The 16,598-nt window shown below is 67.6% G+C and carries 15 protein-coding genes; 4 read left to right on the forward strand and 11 right to left on the reverse strand.

Annotated features, from left to right (window positions below; translation table 11 throughout):
- Positions 1 to 475: 475 nt before the first annotated feature.
- The 9 genes from MHY23_RS06425 to MHY23_RS06465 are packed head-to-tail and all read right to left on the reverse strand — an operon-like array spanning position 476 to position 9,790.
- Positions 476 to 2,887 carry an excinuclease ABC subunit UvrA gene (locus MHY23_RS06425; RefSeq protein ID WP_239306873.1) on the reverse strand — a complete coding sequence of 804 codons (2,412 nt, stop codon included), beginning with the start codon at positions 2,885 to 2,887 and terminating at the stop codon, positions 476 to 478.
- Between the two features lie 18 nt (positions 2,888 to 2,905).
- Entirely contained in the window at positions 2,906 to 4,330 is a 1,425-nt protein-coding gene (gene pyk / locus MHY23_RS06430; RefSeq protein WP_239306874.1) for a pyruvate kinase, read from the reverse strand.
- Positions 4,323 to 5,282, reverse strand: a complete 960-nt coding sequence (gene lgt / locus MHY23_RS06435; protein WP_239306875.1) for a prolipoprotein diacylglyceryl transferase — start codon at positions 5,280 to 5,282, stop codon at positions 4,323 to 4,325. The genes pyk and lgt overlap by 8 nt, the downstream gene beginning before the upstream one ends.
- A 17-nt stretch (positions 5,283 to 5,299) precedes the next feature.
- Positions 5,300 to 6,118: an indole-3-glycerol-phosphate synthase gene (locus MHY23_RS06440; RefSeq protein WP_239306876.1), complete on the reverse strand. Its 819-nt coding sequence runs from the start codon at positions 6,116 to 6,118 to the stop codon at positions 5,300 to 5,302.
- Positions 6,119 to 6,161: 43 nt separating this feature from the next.
- Positions 6,162 to 6,842: a TIGR02234 family membrane protein gene (locus tag MHY23_RS06445; RefSeq protein ID WP_239306877.1), complete on the reverse strand. Its 681-nt coding sequence runs from the start codon at positions 6,840 to 6,842 to the stop codon at positions 6,162 to 6,164.
- Positions 6,843 to 6,845: 3 nt separating this feature from the next.
- On the reverse strand, positions 6,846 to 7,649 hold the full coding sequence (locus tag MHY23_RS06450) for an inositol monophosphatase (protein WP_239306878.1): 804 nt from the start codon (positions 7,647 to 7,649) through the stop codon (positions 6,846 to 6,848).
- Positions 7,650 to 7,653: 4 nt separating this feature from the next.
- Positions 7,654 to 8,283: an imidazole glycerol phosphate synthase subunit HisH gene (locus MHY23_RS06455; RefSeq protein ID WP_239306879.1), complete on the reverse strand. Its 630-nt coding sequence runs from the start codon at positions 8,281 to 8,283 to the stop codon at positions 7,654 to 7,656.
- A gap of 27 nt (positions 8,284 to 8,310) precedes the next feature.
- Positions 8,311 to 9,609 (reverse strand): MFS transporter, encoded by a 1,299-nt coding sequence (locus MHY23_RS06460; RefSeq protein WP_051106356.1) that lies wholly within the window; start codon positions 9,607 to 9,609, stop codon positions 8,311 to 8,313.
- Between the two features lies 1 nt (position 9,610).
- Positions 9,611 to 9,790: a hypothetical protein gene (locus MHY23_RS06465; protein WP_239306880.1), complete on the reverse strand. Its 180-nt coding sequence runs from the start codon at positions 9,788 to 9,790 to the stop codon at positions 9,611 to 9,613.
- A gap of 101 nt (positions 9,791 to 9,891) precedes the next feature.
- Between MHY23_RS06465 and MHY23_RS06470 the strand changes: the two genes are divergently transcribed.
- Positions 9,892 to 10,938, forward strand: coding sequence for a YbjN domain-containing protein (locus MHY23_RS06470; RefSeq protein WP_239306881.1), 1,047 nt, complete (start codon positions 9,892 to 9,894; stop codon positions 10,936 to 10,938).
- On the opposite strand, the gene MHY23_RS06475 is transcribed toward MHY23_RS06470, so the two are convergent.
- Positions 10,939 to 11,394 carry a hypothetical protein gene (locus MHY23_RS06475; RefSeq protein ID WP_239306882.1) on the reverse strand — a complete coding sequence of 152 codons (456 nt, stop codon included), beginning with the start codon at positions 11,392 to 11,394 and terminating at the stop codon, positions 10,939 to 10,941.
- Positions 11,395 to 11,447: 53 nt separating this feature from the next.
- Positions 11,448 to 12,158 (reverse strand): hypothetical protein, encoded by a 711-nt coding sequence (locus tag MHY23_RS06480; RefSeq protein WP_239306883.1) that lies wholly within the window; start codon positions 12,156 to 12,158, stop codon positions 11,448 to 11,450.
- 268 nt (positions 12,159 to 12,426) lie between these two features.
- On the opposite strand from MHY23_RS06480, the gene MHY23_RS06485 reads away from it, so the two are divergent.
- From MHY23_RS06485 to MHY23_RS06495, 3 genes are read left to right on the forward strand one after another with little or no spacing between them, the layout of a single operon-like run.
- Entirely contained in the window at positions 12,427 to 13,005 is a 579-nt protein-coding gene (locus MHY23_RS06485; protein ID WP_239306884.1) for a TetR family transcriptional regulator, read from the forward strand.
- Complete coding sequence (gene glgX / locus MHY23_RS06490) at positions 12,998 to 15,166, forward strand: glycogen debranching protein GlgX (protein ID WP_239306885.1); 2,169 nt, start codon at positions 12,998 to 13,000, stop codon at positions 15,164 to 15,166. Before MHY23_RS06485 ends, glgX begins: the two co-directional genes overlap by 8 nt.
- Positions 15,166 to 16,554 carry an exonuclease domain-containing protein gene (locus MHY23_RS06495; RefSeq protein ID WP_239306886.1) on the forward strand — a complete coding sequence of 463 codons (1,389 nt, stop codon included), beginning with the start codon at positions 15,166 to 15,168 and terminating at the stop codon, positions 16,552 to 16,554. The genes glgX and MHY23_RS06495 overlap by 1 nt, the downstream gene beginning before the upstream one ends.
- The last annotated feature ends 44 nt before the right edge of the window (positions 16,555 to 16,598 follow it).

Consider the following 16,598-nt stretch of genomic DNA (forward strand, 5'->3'; position numbering starts at 1 on the left):
ACATGAGACTGGAAGCTAACCAGTAACCCCACAAAACGCTTGAGTGGAGACCGCTACCGGATCCCCACTCAAGCGCTACCACGAACTCACCACACCGCTACCATTTCGATCTTCTAAACACTATGCCGCTGCATAGCCAACGAGGCCGAACCAACCTCCCCCGAGACGGACCAGGCATCGCCAAAAACTATGCAGCTGCATAGCGGAATCAGCCCGAAAGACTATGCCGCTGCATAGTGATTCGAGCCGCTTGCCCGCTCGGTTTTGTACGAATTTACATGCGACAATACTTATACGCTTCTGACCTGCACCTTTAAATCTGGACAACCGTCCCAATTGTCAACTTTTGCAGGTTTCGTTTAGGCAACCGATCTAACGAACCATAGAAAACGGAGGCTCCGCGACTATGCAGCTGCATAGCGAAGGACTACCCCCACAGCACTATGCAGCTGCATAGCCCCCCACCGACGGCGACCTACGCCGAACGCTCGGCCAGCACCTTTCCGGTTGCGGTATCACGCTCCGCCAGCTCGGCGGGGGTGCCGGTGGCGACCACCTGACCGCCGTCGGCGCCGGCGCCGGGGCCCATCTCGATCACGCGGTCTGCCTGCGCGATGACGGACAGGTCGTGCTCGACCACGACCACGGTTTGGCCCGCGTCGACAAGGCTGTTGAGTTCCTTGACCAAGAGCGCCACGTCGGCCGGGTGGAGGCCGGTGGTGGGCTCGTCCAACAGGTACACGGTGTGGCCCCGGCGCGAGTTGCGGGAGCGCTGCAGCTCGGTGGCCAGCTTGATGCGCTGCGCCTCGCCGCCGGAAAGCTCCGGCGCGCCCTGGCCCAGGCGCAGGTAGCCCAGCCCCACCGCCTGCAGGGTCTCTACGGCGCGCAGGATCTTGGGCTCGTCGGCGAAGATGTCCGCGGCTTCGTCGACAGTCAGCTCCAGCACCTGCGCGATGGTGAGGCCCTCCCAGGTCACCTCGAGGGTCTCGTCGTTGTAGCGCGCGCCGCCGCAGTCCGGGCAGGTGGTGTACGAGCCGGGCAGGAACACCAGCTCCACCTCGATTTTGCCGGCACCGCCGCAGGTCGGGCACTGCCCCTGCTTCACGTTGTAGGAAAAGCGCGACACGGTCCACTTGCGCCGTTTCGCCTCGTCGGTGCTGGCGAACAGTTTGCGCACGCCGTCGAACAGCCCGGTGTAGGTCGCCAGCGTCGAGCGCGGGGTGCGCCCGATGGGCTTCTGGGTGATCTGCACGACTCGGCTGACCGCGTCGAAGCCTTCTTGCCTATCGACGGTCCATCCGGCCTCCCCCGCCAAGTCGTCCTCTTCCTCGACAACGGTGGACGCGGCGTCGCGCAGCACCCCGGCGAGGACGGTGCTGACCAGCGTCGACTTGCCGGAGCCGGACACACCGGCCACGGCGGTGAACTGGCCCATCCCGAAGGACACATCCAGTCCCTCGATGGAGCGGGCCGACACACCGGACAGACGCAGTTCGCCGGTGGCGGACCGTGGGTCGTCGTTAAGCGAAAGTGCCCGGTTCGCCAGCGCCTTCGCGGTGGGTGCGTCGCCGGTGTAGTCGCTGGTGGGGCCGGAGTAGACCACCTCGCCGCCGCGCTCGCCGGCGAGCGGGCCGACGTCCACGAGCCAGTCGGTCTGGGCGACGAGTTCCATATCGTGCTCGACCAGCAGGACCGAGTTGCCGGCGTCGATGAAGCGGCGGCAGATGTCCAGCACCGCGCCGCGCTCGGCGGGGTGCAGGCCGGCGGACGGCTCGTCCAGCACGTACGCCACGCCGAACAGTCCCGAGCGCAGCTGGGCGGACAGGCGGATGCGCTGCAGCTCGCCGGCGGACAGGGTCGGCGCGGGTCGGTCCAAGCTCAGGTGCGCAAGCCCCAGGTCAAGCGCGGACTGCAGCGCGGGCAGGATCTGCTTCAGCAGCAGGTCCTCGGCCGAACCCTCGGACGGCTCCTGCGCGGCCAGCACCTCGTGGACTTGGTCGAGCGGCAGGGAGCCGAGCTCGTCGATAGGCATCCCCGCGTAAGTGACCTTGAGCGCCTCCGGGTTGAGGCGGCGGCCGTGGCAGGTCTCGCACACGCGCGACTCCATGTAGGACAGCACGCGTTTGCGCAGGGTGTCGGACTGGGTCTCGGCGAGCGTGTTGGTTAGGTACGACGCCACGGAGCGCCACGTGCCCTTGTAGTTGCGCTGGATCTGGTCCTCGCCGCGCAGCGGCTTGACGGTGACCACGGGGCGCTCATCGGTGAACAGGATCCACTCGCGGTCTTCCTTCGGCAGGTCCTGCCAGGGCGAATCCAGGTCGTAGCCCAGCGTGGCAAGGATGTCGTGGAAGTTCTTGCCGGCCCACGCGCCCGGCCAGGCCTGAATTGCGCCGTCCTCGATGGACAGTGTCGGGTCCGGCACCATCGATGCCTCGGTGGGCTCGTGCACCACGCCGGTGCCCTGGCACGTCGGGCACATGCCCTCAGGCGTGTTCGGGGAAAACGAGTCGGAGTACAGCCCCTTCGGGTTGTCGCCCGCGCGCGAGTACAACAGGCGGATGCTGTTGGACAGCGCGGAGACGGTGCCCACGGTCGAGCGCGCGCCGCCGCCGGAGGTGGACTGCTCCAGCGCCACCGTCGGCGGCAGGCCCTCCACGGAGCCGACCTGCGGGTCCACCGCCGAGCCGATCAGGCGGCGGGCAAACGGCGCCACCGATTCGAGGTAGCGGCGCTGGCCTTCGCCGTGGATGGTGCCGAAGGCGAGCGAGGACTTGCCGGAGCCGGACACACCGGTCACCGCGACGAGCGTGCCGCGGGGGATGTCCACATCCACGTTGCGGAGGTTGTGCAGGTGGGCGTCGCGAACTTCAATTCCGGTTTCAGGCATGCCCACCAGCGTAACCACTTACGGGTTGCGCGTGTCCTCGCCGAGCTGGTGCACGTGGATGGTGTTAGTCGTGCCTGCGACACCCGGCGGGGTGCCAGCGACGACGACCATGGTGTCGCCCTCCTTGTACTGCTCCATCGCCAGCAACTGGCGGTCCACCACCTTGATCATGTCGTCGGTGCTGTGGACCTGCTCGCACAGGAACGTCTCCGCGCCCCACGTCATCGCCAGCTGCGAGCGCACCTGCTGCACCGGCGTGAACACCAGAAGCGGCAGGTCCGGGTGCAGGCGCGCCACGCGGCGGGCGGTGTCGCCGGAGGTGGTGAAGGTGACAATCGCGCGCGCGTTGAGGCGGTCGGCGATGTCGTGGGCGGAGTAGGACACCACGCCGCGCTTCGTGCGCGGGATGTGGTTCAGCGGCGGCACGTTGCCCATCTGCTCCGCGGAGCGCACGATACGGCTCATGGTGCGCACCACGTTGTGCGGGTCCACGCCCACGGACGTCTCACCGGAGAGCATGACGCCGTCGGCGCCGTCGAGCACCGCGTTGGCCACGTCGGAGGCCTCGGCGCGGGTCGGGCGCGAATTCTCAATCATGGAGTCGAGCATTTGCGTGGCGACGATCACCGGCTTGGCATTCTCACGCGCAATCTGGATCACACGCTTCTGCACCGCCGGGACCTGCTCGAGCGGGATCTCCACGCCCAGGTCGCCGCGGGCAACCATCACTGCGTCGAACGCGAGGATGATGGACTCCAGCGCGTCCACAGCCTCGGGCTTTTCAAGCTTTGCGACGACAGGCACACGCCGGCCGACCTCATCCATGATTTCGTGGACCAGCTCCACGTCAGCCGGGGAACGCACGAACGACAGGGCGATGATGTCCACGCCGAGCTCGAGTGCGAAGCGCAGGTCCGCCTTGTCCTTCTCGCTCAACGCCGGAACGGAAATGTCCATGCCCGGAAGCGACACGCCCTTGTTGTTGGACACCGGGCCGCCCTCGGTGACGCGGCAGACCACGTCGTTGCCGTCGACCTCGGTGCAGACCAGGCCGACCTTGCCGTCGTCCACGAGCAGGCGGTCGCCCGGCTTCGCGTCCTGGGCGAGCTGCTTGTAGGTGGTGGACACGCGGTCGTGCGTGCCCTCGACATCGTCCACGGTGATGCGGACGGTCTCGCCGGTCTCCCAATAGGTCTTGCCGTCGCCCTCGAAGCGGCCGAGGCGGATCTTCGGGCCCTGCAAGTCGGCCAGGATGCCCACGGCGTGGCCGGTCTCGTCGGTGGCCTCGCGGACCCAGCGGTAGTTCTGCTCGTGGTCCGGGTAGTCGCCGTGCGAGAAGTTCAGGCGCGCCACGTCCATGCCGTCGCGCACTAGTCCCAAAATCGCATCCTTGCTGGCCACTGCCGGGCCGAGGGTGCAGACGATCTTTGTCCTTCTATCCACGTGTACCAACCTCACCTTCGTAGGTGCCATTCGTGTTCTCCAGCGCCCCACGGTACTCCCGATCCTGGGAGTCTGCCGTGGACGAACGGTTGTACTCCGGGTCCACCTCCTCCGGGGTCTCCCTCCCCTTGTGCAGCATGAAGAAGATCACCACAGCGACGATGAACAAAATCGCGGAGACCCACGTGTTCACGCGCAGGCCGAGGATGAGGTTCGCCTCGTCGCGGCGCATGAACTCGATGAAGAAGCGGCCCAGCGTGTAGCCGGCCACGTACAGCCAGAACACGCGGCCGTGGCCGAGGCGGAAGCGGCGGTCCGCCCAGATGAGTACGAAGAACACCGCCACGTTCCAGATCAGCTCGTAGAGGAACGTCGGGTGCACGCTCGCGACCACCTCGCCGGTGGAACGTCCCGTCAGCGGGGCGTACTGGCCGGCTTCGTTGACGCGGTAGTAAATGTCCAGCGCCCACGGCACGTCGGTCTCCGCGCCGTAGAGCTCCTGGTTGAAGTAGTTGCCCAACCGGCCGATGCCCTGGGCGAGGATCACCGACGGCGCGATCGCGTCCGCAAGCGGGGCAATCGGCAGCCCCTTGCGCCGCATCATCACCCACACCGCCAGCGCGGCGAGCGTCACCGCGCCGATGATGCCAAGGCCGCCGGCGGTGATGTTGAACGCCTGCCAGGGGTTTTTGCCCTCGCCGAAGTACTTCTGGTGGTCCGTGATCACGTGGTACAGGCGCCCGCCGATGATGCCGGCGGGGATGATCACGATCGCCGCGTCCCACACCGTCTCCGGGTTGCCGCCGCGGGCCTTGTAGCGCCGCAGCGAGACCGCCATCGCGACGATGATGCCGGTGATGATGCACAGTGCGTAGGCGCGGATGGGAATGGGACCGAGGTGCCACACGCCCTGCGGCGGCGACGGGATGTTGGCCAAGTTCAGCGTTTGCACGCCAAACAGTGTGCCATTTAGCGTCGCGACGGGCACGCGGGGTGCTGGCCCGCGGTGGCCAGCGAGCGCGTCGCGGAGAGCACGTCCCCCGCCGCCATGACGGCCTCCGCCGCAAGCACCGCGTCCGCGCCGCAGGAGGCGGCGTTGATCAGATCGCGCGGGGTGGCCACGCCGCCCAGGCTGATCTTGATCACCTCGCTGGGAAGACCCGGCGCGATCTCGGCGAACGCGTTGCGGTTGAGGTTGTTGGTGTCGAAGGTCCAGGAGTTGACCGCCACCACGGACACGCCCGCGCGCAGCGCACGGTCCGCCTCCTCCGGGGTGCGCACCTCCGCCACGGCGGCCATGCCGAGCGACTCGGCGCGGTCCAGCAGCGCCTCGAAGCGCGCCTGGTCCAGGATGCCCACCTGCAGCGGGATGGCGTCGGCGCCGTAGCAGCGGGCTTCGTGGATCTGGTACGGGTCCACGATCACGTCGCGGCACACCATCGGCAGCTCCACCGCTGCCCTGGCCTGGGCCATGTCTGCCAGGGAACCGTCGAAACGCAATCGCTCCGTCTGGCACGCGATGAGGTGGGCACCGCCCGCTTCGATGTTCTGGGCGAGCGTCTCGACGCTCGAATGCCCGGCGCCAGTGGGGCCGAAGACCGGAGAGTTGCGCTTAATCTCCACGATCACGCTGCAGCCATGACGCAAAAGCGCCGCCCGGGCATCCCGGGTCGGCGCCATATCGCGCGAGCGCGCTTTAATCTCTTTGAAGGAAACGGCGGCCTCACGCTTGGCAACGTCGCGAAGCACACCAGCGACAACGTCGTCGAGTGTGCTCGGAGCCGGCATGGCTACCTCCCAGTTGCAAGGGGTGGGCCTGTCAGGGATAAGGCTAGCGGGTGCCCTTAGAGGATCGGAAATCCGGATCAGTCGGGTCGATGTCCGCGCTGATCGCGTCCCACAGCACGCGGCCGGACTGGGGGTCCTCCTCCAAGTCCTCGCGCACCTTCTCCCGGCGCACGGTTTCCTTCTCGTACTTGTTCTGCCGCGGCGAATCCTCGCCCGGCCGCGCGACCAACAGCACCCCGCCAGCCAGGCCCAGCAGCGCGGCCGCGAGCGCCAACCCGGGGCCGGCAACAATCGTGGTGGCGGAGGTGATGTCCGCCCACTGCGCGATCGCCGGCGCGGAATTGCCCTGCTGCGCCTCGTCCGCGCCAGCGGTCAGCAGCGCGTGCACACGCTCCGGGTCCGCCCCGCCGAGCAGCAAGCGCACCGCCGGCACCGCCAGGCCAACGGACGCCGCGGTACAGATGGCGCCGATGACGCGGCGGCCGAGGCGTCGCAAAGCAAATGCTGCGACCATGCCGGCGAGCAGCAGCACCGCAATCGCGCCGGTTTCCGTGGACCAGTCCGCGCCGTTGACGCTGGCCTCGCCGCCGCCGGAGATGTCGTCGACGAACTCCGCGCGCACCCACGCCATCCGCGAGCTGATCCAGCTCAGCGTGCCCGCGACACCGAGCGCGAGAGCCCCTTTGCGGGCGGCCTTCTTGTCGGGTTTTGCGGCTGTAGTCATGCGTTAGTCCTCCTCGCCCGCATCAATTCGTACATTCCGGACCGCCTCCATCACCGCGGCGTGGGCCTTGGCGGTGCCCACCACCGCCCCGACTTTGCCAGGCTCCCACGGCGTGCCGTCGCCGGCGGTGGCCACGGCCCCTGCGCTGCGGGCCAGCAGGATGCCCGCGGAGTTGTCCCACACGTGCGGCGAAAAACTCACCGCGGCCTGGTAGATGCCTTGGGCGGCGAACGCTAAGTCGATGCCCACCGAGCCGGAAATCCGCGGGCGCAGGTGCGCCCGGGTCAGCTCCCCTGCCAGATCCAGGCGCTGGTTGGACGGCATGCGCCTGCGGTCGCGGGAGAACAGGGAGCCGACGCCGACGTGCGGCGCGGACGCGGCCTCGTTCACCGGCGGCAGCGCGGCGCCGTTGAGGTGGACCGGCTCACCGTCGATGGCCGTCATCCGCATGTCCAGCAGCGGCGCGTCCACCACCGCCACCACAGGCTGCCGCTCCACCAACAGCGAGACCAGGATCGCGCAGTTGGGGTTGCCGGTGGAATAGTTCGACGTCCCGTCGATGGGGTCCACCACCCAGCAGGCGTGCTCGTCCAGCTCTCCGCCTTGCTCCTCGCCGAACACGCCGATGCCGGTGGCGCCGGTGAGCTTGTCGCGCAGCAGCTCTTCCACCGCCAGGTCCGCTGCGGTGGCGAAGTCGCCGGAGCCCTTGTGCAGGGCGGGTGCGGCGCCGAGCTCGTTGACGAAGATCTCGCGGGCGGCGTCAACCGCCGCCTCCGCGGCCTTGAGGTGCTCCGTCACATCTGCCATCGTGCTACCCCAGCTGCGCGATCCAGTTGCGCAGCACGCCGGCGCCGGCCGCACCGGAGGCTTCGGGGTGGAAACGCGCCGCCCACAGCGGGCCGTTTTCCACCGCGGCCAGCACTTCGCCCGCCCAGCTCAGCTTCGGATAGGCGATGAACTCGTCTTCTTTCAGCTCGAAATCGCGTGCCCCGGTCGCGGCGTTGAACACGAATTCCTGCGCGCCGTCGAGCATCTGCGAACCGTCCGCGGCCGCAACTGCTGTGCGCTCGACGGAAGCATCAAGCTTTACGACGCCTCCCGGCCACTCCCCGAACCCGGCCGCGCCGTCCGCGGCGCGCTCGAACAGCGCGTCCATCGCGGCGCCGACGACAAGCACGGGGCGCGAACCGGCGAGGCGCTGTCCCACCACGCGGTCCACCTGGGTGTTGCGCAGCACCCGCAGCGCCTCGGCGGCGTCGCCGGAGGCGGCCACCACCAGCCCGTCGGCGGCGACGGCGCTCGCCGGGTCCGACGTGATCTCCGCGTCAACCCCCTCAGCCCGCAGCGCGTCACGCAGCGCGCTGACGGCGGGGTCCGCGCCCGCAAACGGGTCGAACACTGCCACAGCCGCGGCTTGTTGGCCGGAGGATGTCTCGCTCATAGGTGCGTAGTCTAGCTCCCGCGCCGGTTACTGGCGCTTGCGCGGGTAGGGCCGCGGCACCTGCACCGACTTCAGGCGCGCGGACAGGTTGTTCACTTCCACCACGCGGTGGCGGCCCAGCTGCCGGTCCAAAAGCGTGATAGCCAGGCCGATGGTGATCACCGCAGAGGCGATGCCGAACACCGGGGCGAACGCCATCTGCGCCACGAGCATGCCGTAGAACGTGGAGCCCAAGCCGGTGCCGCCGTCGAAGCCGATGTTCCAGATCGCAGAGGCCTCCGACGTCTTGTGGCGCGGCAGGCGGTAGAACAGCATCGTCAGCGCCTCGTTTTGCACCCCGCCGAAGCCAGCACCGTAGAACAGCGCGGCGATGAGCATCGTCCACGCCGGCAGCTCCATGGACAGGATCATGGCCATCAGCGCCACACCGACAGCCGCGATGATCTGGCACGGGATGACGACGGAGCCCGGGTAGCCGCGGCGGTCCATAATGCGGCCGGCGACGTAGCGCGCGACCATCGCAGCAAAGTTGAGGACGGCAAGCATCACGCCCGCCAGCGCAGCGCCCGACACCGGGTCGAGCTCGCGCATGGACACCGGCAGGAAGTTCGTGATCGCGCCGTATGCGGTGGTGACAAACATCAAGGCGAGCGCCGGCACGAGCGCGAGGTGCCACATGGGCACGCGCACGCTTTGCTGCGTTTCAGCGTCCGGGTCCGCCGGTGGGATGGGCGGGATAGCCAGGCAGGCCACCAGCGAAACCGCGCCGATAGAGGCGGCGATCACGTACACCGCGTCGTAGCCGATTTTGTCCACCAACGCCAGGCCGGACGGCAGCGCCACCATCTGCGCCAGGCCCACGACCATGCCGAAGATGCCGGTGGCGCTGCCCAGCAGGCGTAGCGGCACGAGCTCGGCGATGATGGCGGCTTCCGCCACGGACAGCGCACCGAAGCCGATGCCGCGGATCGCGCTGACGGTCAGAAGCGGTACGGCGTCCATGCCGAGCATGTAGCCGAACGCCGGGATGCCCAGCAGCAGCGAGGAGATGGCCAGCACCCAGCCGAAGCCGAACGTCTTCAGCGCCTTTGGGGTGAAAATTTGGGTGATCACGGTGGCGAACATGAACACGCCGGTGGACAGCCCTGCCAGGGAGGCCGGCTGGCCAGCGTCGATCACGGCTGTGGGGACCACAGGCAGCAGCAACGCCCACGCCGCGAAGGCCGAGGCCACCGCAACGAGCACCGGGATCAGGCCCCGGGCGCGCCACACATTGGTCAGCGATTCAACTTCCCCACGGGTCAGCGGCTGTTTGGACCATGCCATCTCACATCACCTCCATAAGCGCGAGGGCTGCGAAGAGCAGGGCCATGACAGCCAGAAGCGCTAACACGGCGGTAACCGCGCGCGGTGCTCCGCGTTGGTAGCTGGACCACACTCCGCCGACGAGAATCCCCGCCACAAGGCTGAGCACCACCACCAAAATCGGATTCCCGACAGCGGACACCGCAATGACCTCCTTCACAACCGAGTCGATTCCGCCGACATTGTAGACGCTGCATCGAAATCCACAGCCGCTGCCGTCGGGCGGGGCGTTATGCTCGCTGTATGGGAAAGCACGCTGCACCGGTGGGCCGCCAGCGCCCCGGCGAGGTCACACTCGAGCGCGCCGCCGCCGTATTGGAGGGCCTCGGTTTCAATCCGCTGGTGCGCCCCGACCGCCTGGTTATCGGCGCGCACGCTTTCACCGTTGCGCTGTGGATTGACTACGCCCGCCCGATGGCGCTGGTCATCGACACCGCAGAGCGCATCCCCACCGACTTCGAGCACTCTGCGGCACTCGCCCGCTTCATCAACACGTGGAACCACGACCGGGTGGGCCCGTGGGCAAGTTTCCGCCTCATGGAGTCCGGGGATTTGTGCGCGCGCATGCGCCGGGGCGTGCACATCAAGCATGGGCTTAGCGACGATCAACTGGCCGCCGAACTCGCCGACACCCTCGAGCACGCCGCCGCGTTTTACCGGCAGCTGCGCGAGCGCTTCTTGGACGCGAGCCTGGACCAGCCGCTGCCGCCGCAGCTCATGCGTGCCCAGGACACGGAGGTGCTGCTGGGGCGGCACTCGTCGCTGCGTCACCTGCCCCGCGGGGGACGTCGCGAGGTGTCCACAGCACCGGAGCTCTTCAAAGACGTGGACGGACCCGCCGGCGTGATCGCGCCGGTGGACATACGTGATCTGACCGCCGCGTTGGACGAGTTGGAGTTCCGCTACGGCGTCGGCGAGGACGGCGTGATCGCCACCGGTGTCAACGGTGTGGCGTTCGCGCTGACCATCGACGGCGAACCGGGGCCGCGCTACGCCCGCGTGACCGGCATGTGGGACACCGGCCGCGACGCGCTCGAGGCGTTCTTGCCGCTGTGGTTGGTGTGCAACGACGTCAACGAGCGCACCTGCGCCACCGCCGCCTACCTGCACGAGTTCGACGGCGCCGCCCACATGCACGCCGAATCAACCATGCTCGTGGCGGAAGGCGCAGCGCCGGAGCAGGTCGGCGAGTTTGTCGTTTCGGCGATGGCGGCGTGCCTTGCTGCCATCGACCACGTCAGCCAGCAGACGGCTGGCCATTCCGTGGTGGATTGGCCGGGCAGGCGCTAGCTAGCGCTCTTCTTTGGCGTAGGCCAAAAGGTTGGCGGTCCAGTACACCAGCACTGCCGCGAACGGGCCCGCCGCCCAGGCAGCACCTGGGCGCACGGGCGGCACCATGGTCAGCGTGTCGCCGTCCGAAAGCGCATCGGGCGACGGGAGGGGGTGCACAAGCCCCACTAACCAGCCGCCGAAGATGTAGAGCGCGACCGCGGCTACAGCGCTGACGATGCCGGCCCAAAGCAGCCACGCCACCGACCCGCGGACTTTCCCGCGCTTCGCGGCGATCAGCGCGACTGCCGCCACGACAACACCGGCCAAGGTGGTCAGCAAAGCGAACGAGCCGAAGCCCGCGAACTCGGCGTTGACGGGGCTTTCCGCCTGGTCCACGCGCAGCCCGCCGCCTTCGACCACGCCGATGTAGGCCGGGCGCACCAGCGCCCACACCCCGCCGCCGAGGATGCCCAAAACGCAACCGAGCGCCAGGAGCCCAGCTCCGGCGCTCAGTGCGGATCTACGGATTAGTTGCACAGCTTCCAGCGGCCGTCTTCCTTCTGGAAGATCATGGTCGAGGTTTCCTCGCCCTGGTCGCTCTTCGCGGTCAGGCTTGCGGACGCGCGGTCGCCGTCGATACGCACATCGTCCAGGCTGACCTCGGTCTCCGGCAGGTCGATGCCCTGGCCCTGCTCCTCGGCAAGACGGCTGGCTTCCTGCACCTGCTCCAGGCTCATGCCCTGGCGCTCAAGCTCCTCGAGCATCGGCTCGGTCACGGCCTTGCAGGAGTTTTCCAAGATGGTCGGGGTCCAGTCCGCGAACGAGCCCGGGTTCAGCACGGCACGGGCGGTGTCTTCCATCTCCCGGCGGTCGTCCTCGCTGCCTTTCTCACCGTTAGCCAGCGGCTCGTTGGTGTTTTCCGGCATGCCGTTTTCAAACGGGTTGGCCAGTGTCGGCGGCTGCTCCTCGCCGTCCTGCGCCTGGTCGGACTTCTTCTTGTCGTCCTTGCTTTCCTTCTTCTTTTTTTCCGTCTCGGAGCTCTTCGAAGTCTTTTCCGTCTTCTTCTCGGACGCGTCAGACTTCTCGGATTTTTCCGCAGAGGCTTCCGTGGAAGAGTTCGCGGCGGATGCCTCAGGTGCCTCGGCGGCGGTGGAAAGGCCGCCGGAGGTGCCTTCGTCATCAGACCCGCACGCGGCGAGCGGGAGCACGAGGGCGAGCGCCGCCGTCGTTACTGCCATGCTCTTCTTCGTTTGCAACTTCACGGTATACCTGTACCTCTCGTTGTCGGACCCGCCCGGTAATTCGGCACGGGTTGGCACCAGCGACTGTTTCCTTCTTCGTTTTTCGGTATCAACAATGCAGTCGCGGTGAAGACCTGTCAGAAATAGTACCAACTACTCACTGTCGCTCCCGTTGGACATCTATACAAGCATTCTGGAGGGTTTCTGTGAGTCCGCGTAAAGCCTTTTTGGTCACTCGAAGACGTCACGCGTCTATGTTGGAGGAATGCAGTTAACCCGTGAGCGCATCACCGGCGCGGCGTTGGCAATCCTCGCCGAGTACGGGCTCGCGGACGTGTCCATGCGCCGGGTGGCCACCTCACTTTCGGTCGCGCCCGGCGCACTGTACTGGCACATCGCGAACAAGCAGGAACTCATCGCCTCCATGGCGGAAGAGATTGTGCAGGAGCTTTTGTGCGGCCCCCTGCCGGACCCCGCACGCTTAAGCGGCGAGCTGCGCGAAGCGCTCCTTTCCACCCGCGACGGCGCGGAGGTCGTGGTCGCGGCGGTCAGCCAGCCCGGCTCGCAAGTGCAAAAAGAGTTGGAAACCAGGTTCGCGGCGTCGGTGAGGTCGTGGCTGGGCGAAGCTGCGTCGACAAGCGATGTGCGCGTCGCAGCCCGCGGGTTGCTGCGGCTGACCCTAGGCGACGCGGCGGTGCAGCAAGCCGCCGCGCAGCTGGCGCAGGCGACCGGGGCGGATGAGGAGTCGGACGGCGCGGACGAGCACGCCGCGGCGGTGGCCTTCCTGCTCGACGGCCTAAAGCAAAGTGTCTCAGCGGGCACTAAGCTGTGGCCCCATGAATGAGACCATCGTCTGGCCCGGTTCCTCCTACCCCCTGGGCTCCACGTTCGACGGCGCAGGCACGAACTTTGCGCTGTTCTCCGGTGTCGCGGAGAAGGTGGAGCTGTGCCTCATCGACGACGACGGGGCGGAGACCCGCATCCCGCTGGAGGAAGTGGACAACCACGTCTGGCACGCCTACCTGCCCGGCGTGAGCCCGGGCCAGCGTTACGGCTACCGCGTACACGGGCCGTGGGACCCGCATAACGGTAAGCGCTGCGACCCGAACAAGCTGCTGGTGGACCCGTATGCGCGCGCCTTCGACGGCGAGTTCGACCAGCACTCCTCGCTGTTTTCCTACGACGTGCACGCGGACGAGCCGGGCACGGGTCGCAACGAGGAGGACTCGCTGGGCCACACGATGCTGTCCGTGGTGATCAACCCGTTCTTCGACTGGGGCGACGACCGCGCGCCGAAGATCCCCGAGGGCGAATCCGTCATTTACGAGTGCCACGTCAAGGGCATGACGCAGACTCACCCCGGCATCCCGGAGGACCTGCGCGGAACCTATGCCGGCATGGCGCACCCGGTGATGGTGGACTACCTCAAAGACCTGGGCGTCACCGCGATTGAGCTGTTGCCGGTGCACCAGTTCCTGCAGGACGACCGCCTCAGGGACCTAGGCCTGCGCAACTACTGGGGCTACAACACGTTCGGGTTTTTCGCCCCGGAGAACAACTACGCCTCCTCCACCGCCCCGGGCGACGCGGTCGCCGAGTTCAAGCAGATGGTGCGCGCGTACCACGAGGCGGGCATCGAGGTCATCCTGGATGTGGTGTACAACCACACCGCCGAAGGCAACCACATGGGGCCCACCATCGCGTTCCGCGGCATCGACAACGAGGCGTACTACCGGCTGGTGGACGAGGACAAGTTCCACTACATGGACTACACCGGCACCGGAAACTCCTTCAACGTGCGCTACCCGCACTCGCTGCAGCTGATCATGGATTCGCTGCGCTACTGGGTCACGGACATGCACGTGGACGGCTTCCGCTTCGACCTCGCCTCCACGCTGGCCCGCGAGTTTTCGGACGTGGACCGCCTGGCCACCTTCTTCGACCTGGTGCAGCAGGACCCGGTGGTCAGCCAGGTCAAGCTCATCGCCGAGCCGTGGGATGTGGGCGAGGGCGGCTACCAGGTGGGCAACTTCCCCGCCCTGTGGAGCGAGTGGAACGGCAAGTACCGCGACACCATGCGCGACTTCTGGCGCGGCGAGGACTCCACGCTCGGCGAGTTCGCCTCGCGCCTGACCGGCTCGTCCGATTTGTACCAGCACAACGGCCGCCGCCCCACCGCCTCGATCAACTTCATCACCGCCCACGACGGGTTCACCCTCAACGACCTGGTCAGCTACAACGACAAGCACAACGAGGCCAACGGCGAGGACAACCGCGACGGCGAAAGCCACAACCGTTCCTGGAACTGCGGCGCGGAAGGTGACACGGACGACCCGGAGGTGCTGGACCTGCGTGCGCGCCAGCGCCGCAACTTCCTCACCACCCTGCTGTTGTCCCAGGGCACCCCGATGCTCGCCCACGGCGACGAGATCGCGCGTACCCAGGGCGGCAACAACAACGTCTACTGCCAGGACAACGAGATCGCCTGGATGGACTGGTCCACGCTGGAGGAAGCGTCCGACCTGCACGACTTCACCCGGCGGCTGATCGAGCTGCGCCGCGAGCACCCGGTGTTCCGCCGCCGCCGCTTCCTCGCCGGCGGCGCGCTGGGCGACGATGAGCACGACCGCGAGATCGCGTGGCTCACCCCTGAGTGCACACTGATGACGCAGGACGATTGGAATACCCCGTTCGGTCGTGCTCTGATGGTGTTCTTGGACGGCGACGCCATCGCCGAGCCGGATGCGCGCGGACAGCGCGTGGTGGACGATTCCTTCCTGCTGATGTTCAACGCCCACTACGAAGACATCGACTTCACGGTGCCGGGCGCCGAGTTCGGCGACGAGTGGGAGGTTGTCGTGGACACCACCGAGCCGCTCGGCGTGCGCGAGAACGCGGAGCCGGTCCAGCCCGGCGCGGCTGTGACCGTGGGCCAGCGTTCCACCGTGGTGCTGCGCCGCACCCAACCACCCGCAGGCGAAGGAAATTCGGAGGCCAGCCACTAATGATCACTGCGCACGGCGCAACGTTGACCGTGACCAACGAGGCACTGACCCTCACCCCCACCCCGCTCGCGGCGTCGCTGCGCGGTGGCATTGTGTCCCGCGAGGTGGCCATCGCCGACATCGCCGGCACCACCTCCGTTACGGGTGACGCGTGGACCCGCTCGCGCGTGGACATCGACACCGGCGGCGACACCATGGCCATCTGGTTCGCCCCCGGCGACGATGAGGGCCCGGCCGAGCTTTTAAAGCTTCTCGACGACGCAAGGCACGGCCACGCCCCCGCCACCGGCACCGTGGCCGGCGGCGCCGGCATCCCGGGCTTTTCCTTCGTCGGCTTCGACGTGGAGACCGCGAACCGCCGCTGGGGCTCGATCTGCCAGATCGGCCTGGTGAAGATCGTCGACGGCGAAGAGGTGGACCGTGCGTCCTGGCTGTGCAAGCCGCCGGCGTCGCTGTCGCAGTTCGAGGAGGGCAACGTGGCCATCCACGGCATCACCGAGCAGGACGTCGCCGACGCGCCGGACGTGTGCGACTGCATCCCGAAGATGGCCGAGTTCGTCGGCGACCTGCCACTAGTGGCGCACAACGCCCAGTTCGACGCGTCCGCGCTGCGCGACGCCTGCCAGGCCTCCGACATCGAGGTGCCCCAGATGCTGTTCGCCTGCACGCTCGCCCAGGCGCGCGCCACCAAGCTGGACGTGGCCAACCACCGCCTGCCCACCCTGGCGGAGCACTTCGGCATCACGCTGGACAACCACCACGACGCCTGCGAGGACGCCGCGGCCTGCGCCGGCGTGATGGTGGGCCTGGCGCGCCAGGCCGGCCACACCGGCAGCCTGATGAGCTTCGTGCACGACTCCGGCTTCACGCTCGGCTCAATCGACGCCGCGCGCGTGACCCCGGTGTTGCGCGACCGCTCCGGCGCGGGCCGCGCGATGCAGGCGGAGAAGGCGGCCCAGGGCGGAGTGTCCGCTGCCGTGGCTTTCTCGGCGGCGCCGCAGGGGTCGAATCAGGCGGGACCGGCGAAGCCGTCGCAAAGCAAAGGCTCCCAGCGGCCCTGGCAGTCCGTGGCCACCCCGGACACCGTGCCGGAGCCGAACGCCGACGCGGACCCGAACGCGCCGCTCTACGGCAAAAACGTCACGCTGACCGGCGAGTTCGAGCCGCACGACAAGGGCGAGCTGTGGCAGAAAATCGCCGAGCAGGGCGCGCAGGTGGGCAAGAACGTGACCAAGAAGACCACCGTGCTGGTGGTCGGCGAATGGGCGACGGTGACCTCGAAGGAAAAGCGCGCCCGGGAGCTGCAGGACAAAGGCCAGGACATCCAGATCTGGCAGGCCAGCCAGCTGCTTGAGGCGCTGGGGCTAGACGAACAACCGCCGTTTTAAAAAAGTTTCGGCCTCGAGGGAACCGGGGCGGGTGCGGCTGCGTC

It is taken from the genome of Corynebacterium sp. ACRQP (assembly GCF_022345915.1).
GTDB classification, from domain to species: Bacteria; Actinomycetota; Actinomycetes; order Mycobacteriales; family Mycobacteriaceae; genus Corynebacterium; species Corynebacterium lehmanniae.

Excerpts from the sequence above, each read along its gene's own strand:
- MHY23_RS06460 (WP_051106356.1), bottom strand. The coding sequence starts at position 9,609 with ATGGCATGGTCCAAACAGCCGCTGACCCGTGGGGAAGTTGAATCGCTG.
- glgX (WP_239306885.1), top strand. The coding sequence starts at position 12,998 with ATGAATGAGACCATCGTCTGGCCCGGTTCCTCCTACCCCCTGGGCTCC.
- MHY23_RS06425 (WP_239306873.1), bottom strand. The coding sequence starts at position 2,887 with ATGCCTGAAACCGGAATTGAAGTTCGCGACGCCCACCTGCACAACCTC.
- MHY23_RS06450 (WP_239306878.1), bottom strand. The coding sequence starts at position 7,649 with ATGGCAGATGTGACGGAGCACCTCAAGGCCGCGGAGGCGGCGGTTGAC.
- MHY23_RS06455 (WP_239306879.1), bottom strand. The coding sequence starts at position 8,283 with ATGAGCGAGACATCCTCCGGCCAACAAGCCGCGGCTGTGGCAGTGTTC.
- MHY23_RS06440 (WP_239306876.1), bottom strand. The coding sequence starts at position 6,118 with ATGCCGGCTCCGAGCACACTCGACGACGTTGTCGCTGGTGTGCTTCGC.
- MHY23_RS06470 (WP_239306881.1), top strand. The coding sequence starts at position 9,892 with ATGGGAAAGCACGCTGCACCGGTGGGCCGCCAGCGCCCCGGCGAGGTC.
- MHY23_RS06480 (WP_239306883.1), bottom strand. The coding sequence starts at position 12,158 with ATGGCAGTAACGACGGCGGCGCTCGCCCTCGTGCTCCCGCTCGCCGCG.
- MHY23_RS06485 (WP_239306884.1), top strand. The coding sequence starts at position 12,427 with ATGCAGTTAACCCGTGAGCGCATCACCGGCGCGGCGTTGGCAATCCTC.
- MHY23_RS06445 (WP_239306877.1), bottom strand. The coding sequence starts at position 6,842 with ATGACTACAGCCGCAAAACCCGACAAGAAGGCCGCCCGCAAAGGGGCT.
- MHY23_RS06495 (WP_239306886.1), top strand. The coding sequence starts at position 15,166 with ATGATCACTGCGCACGGCGCAACGTTGACCGTGACCAACGAGGCACTG.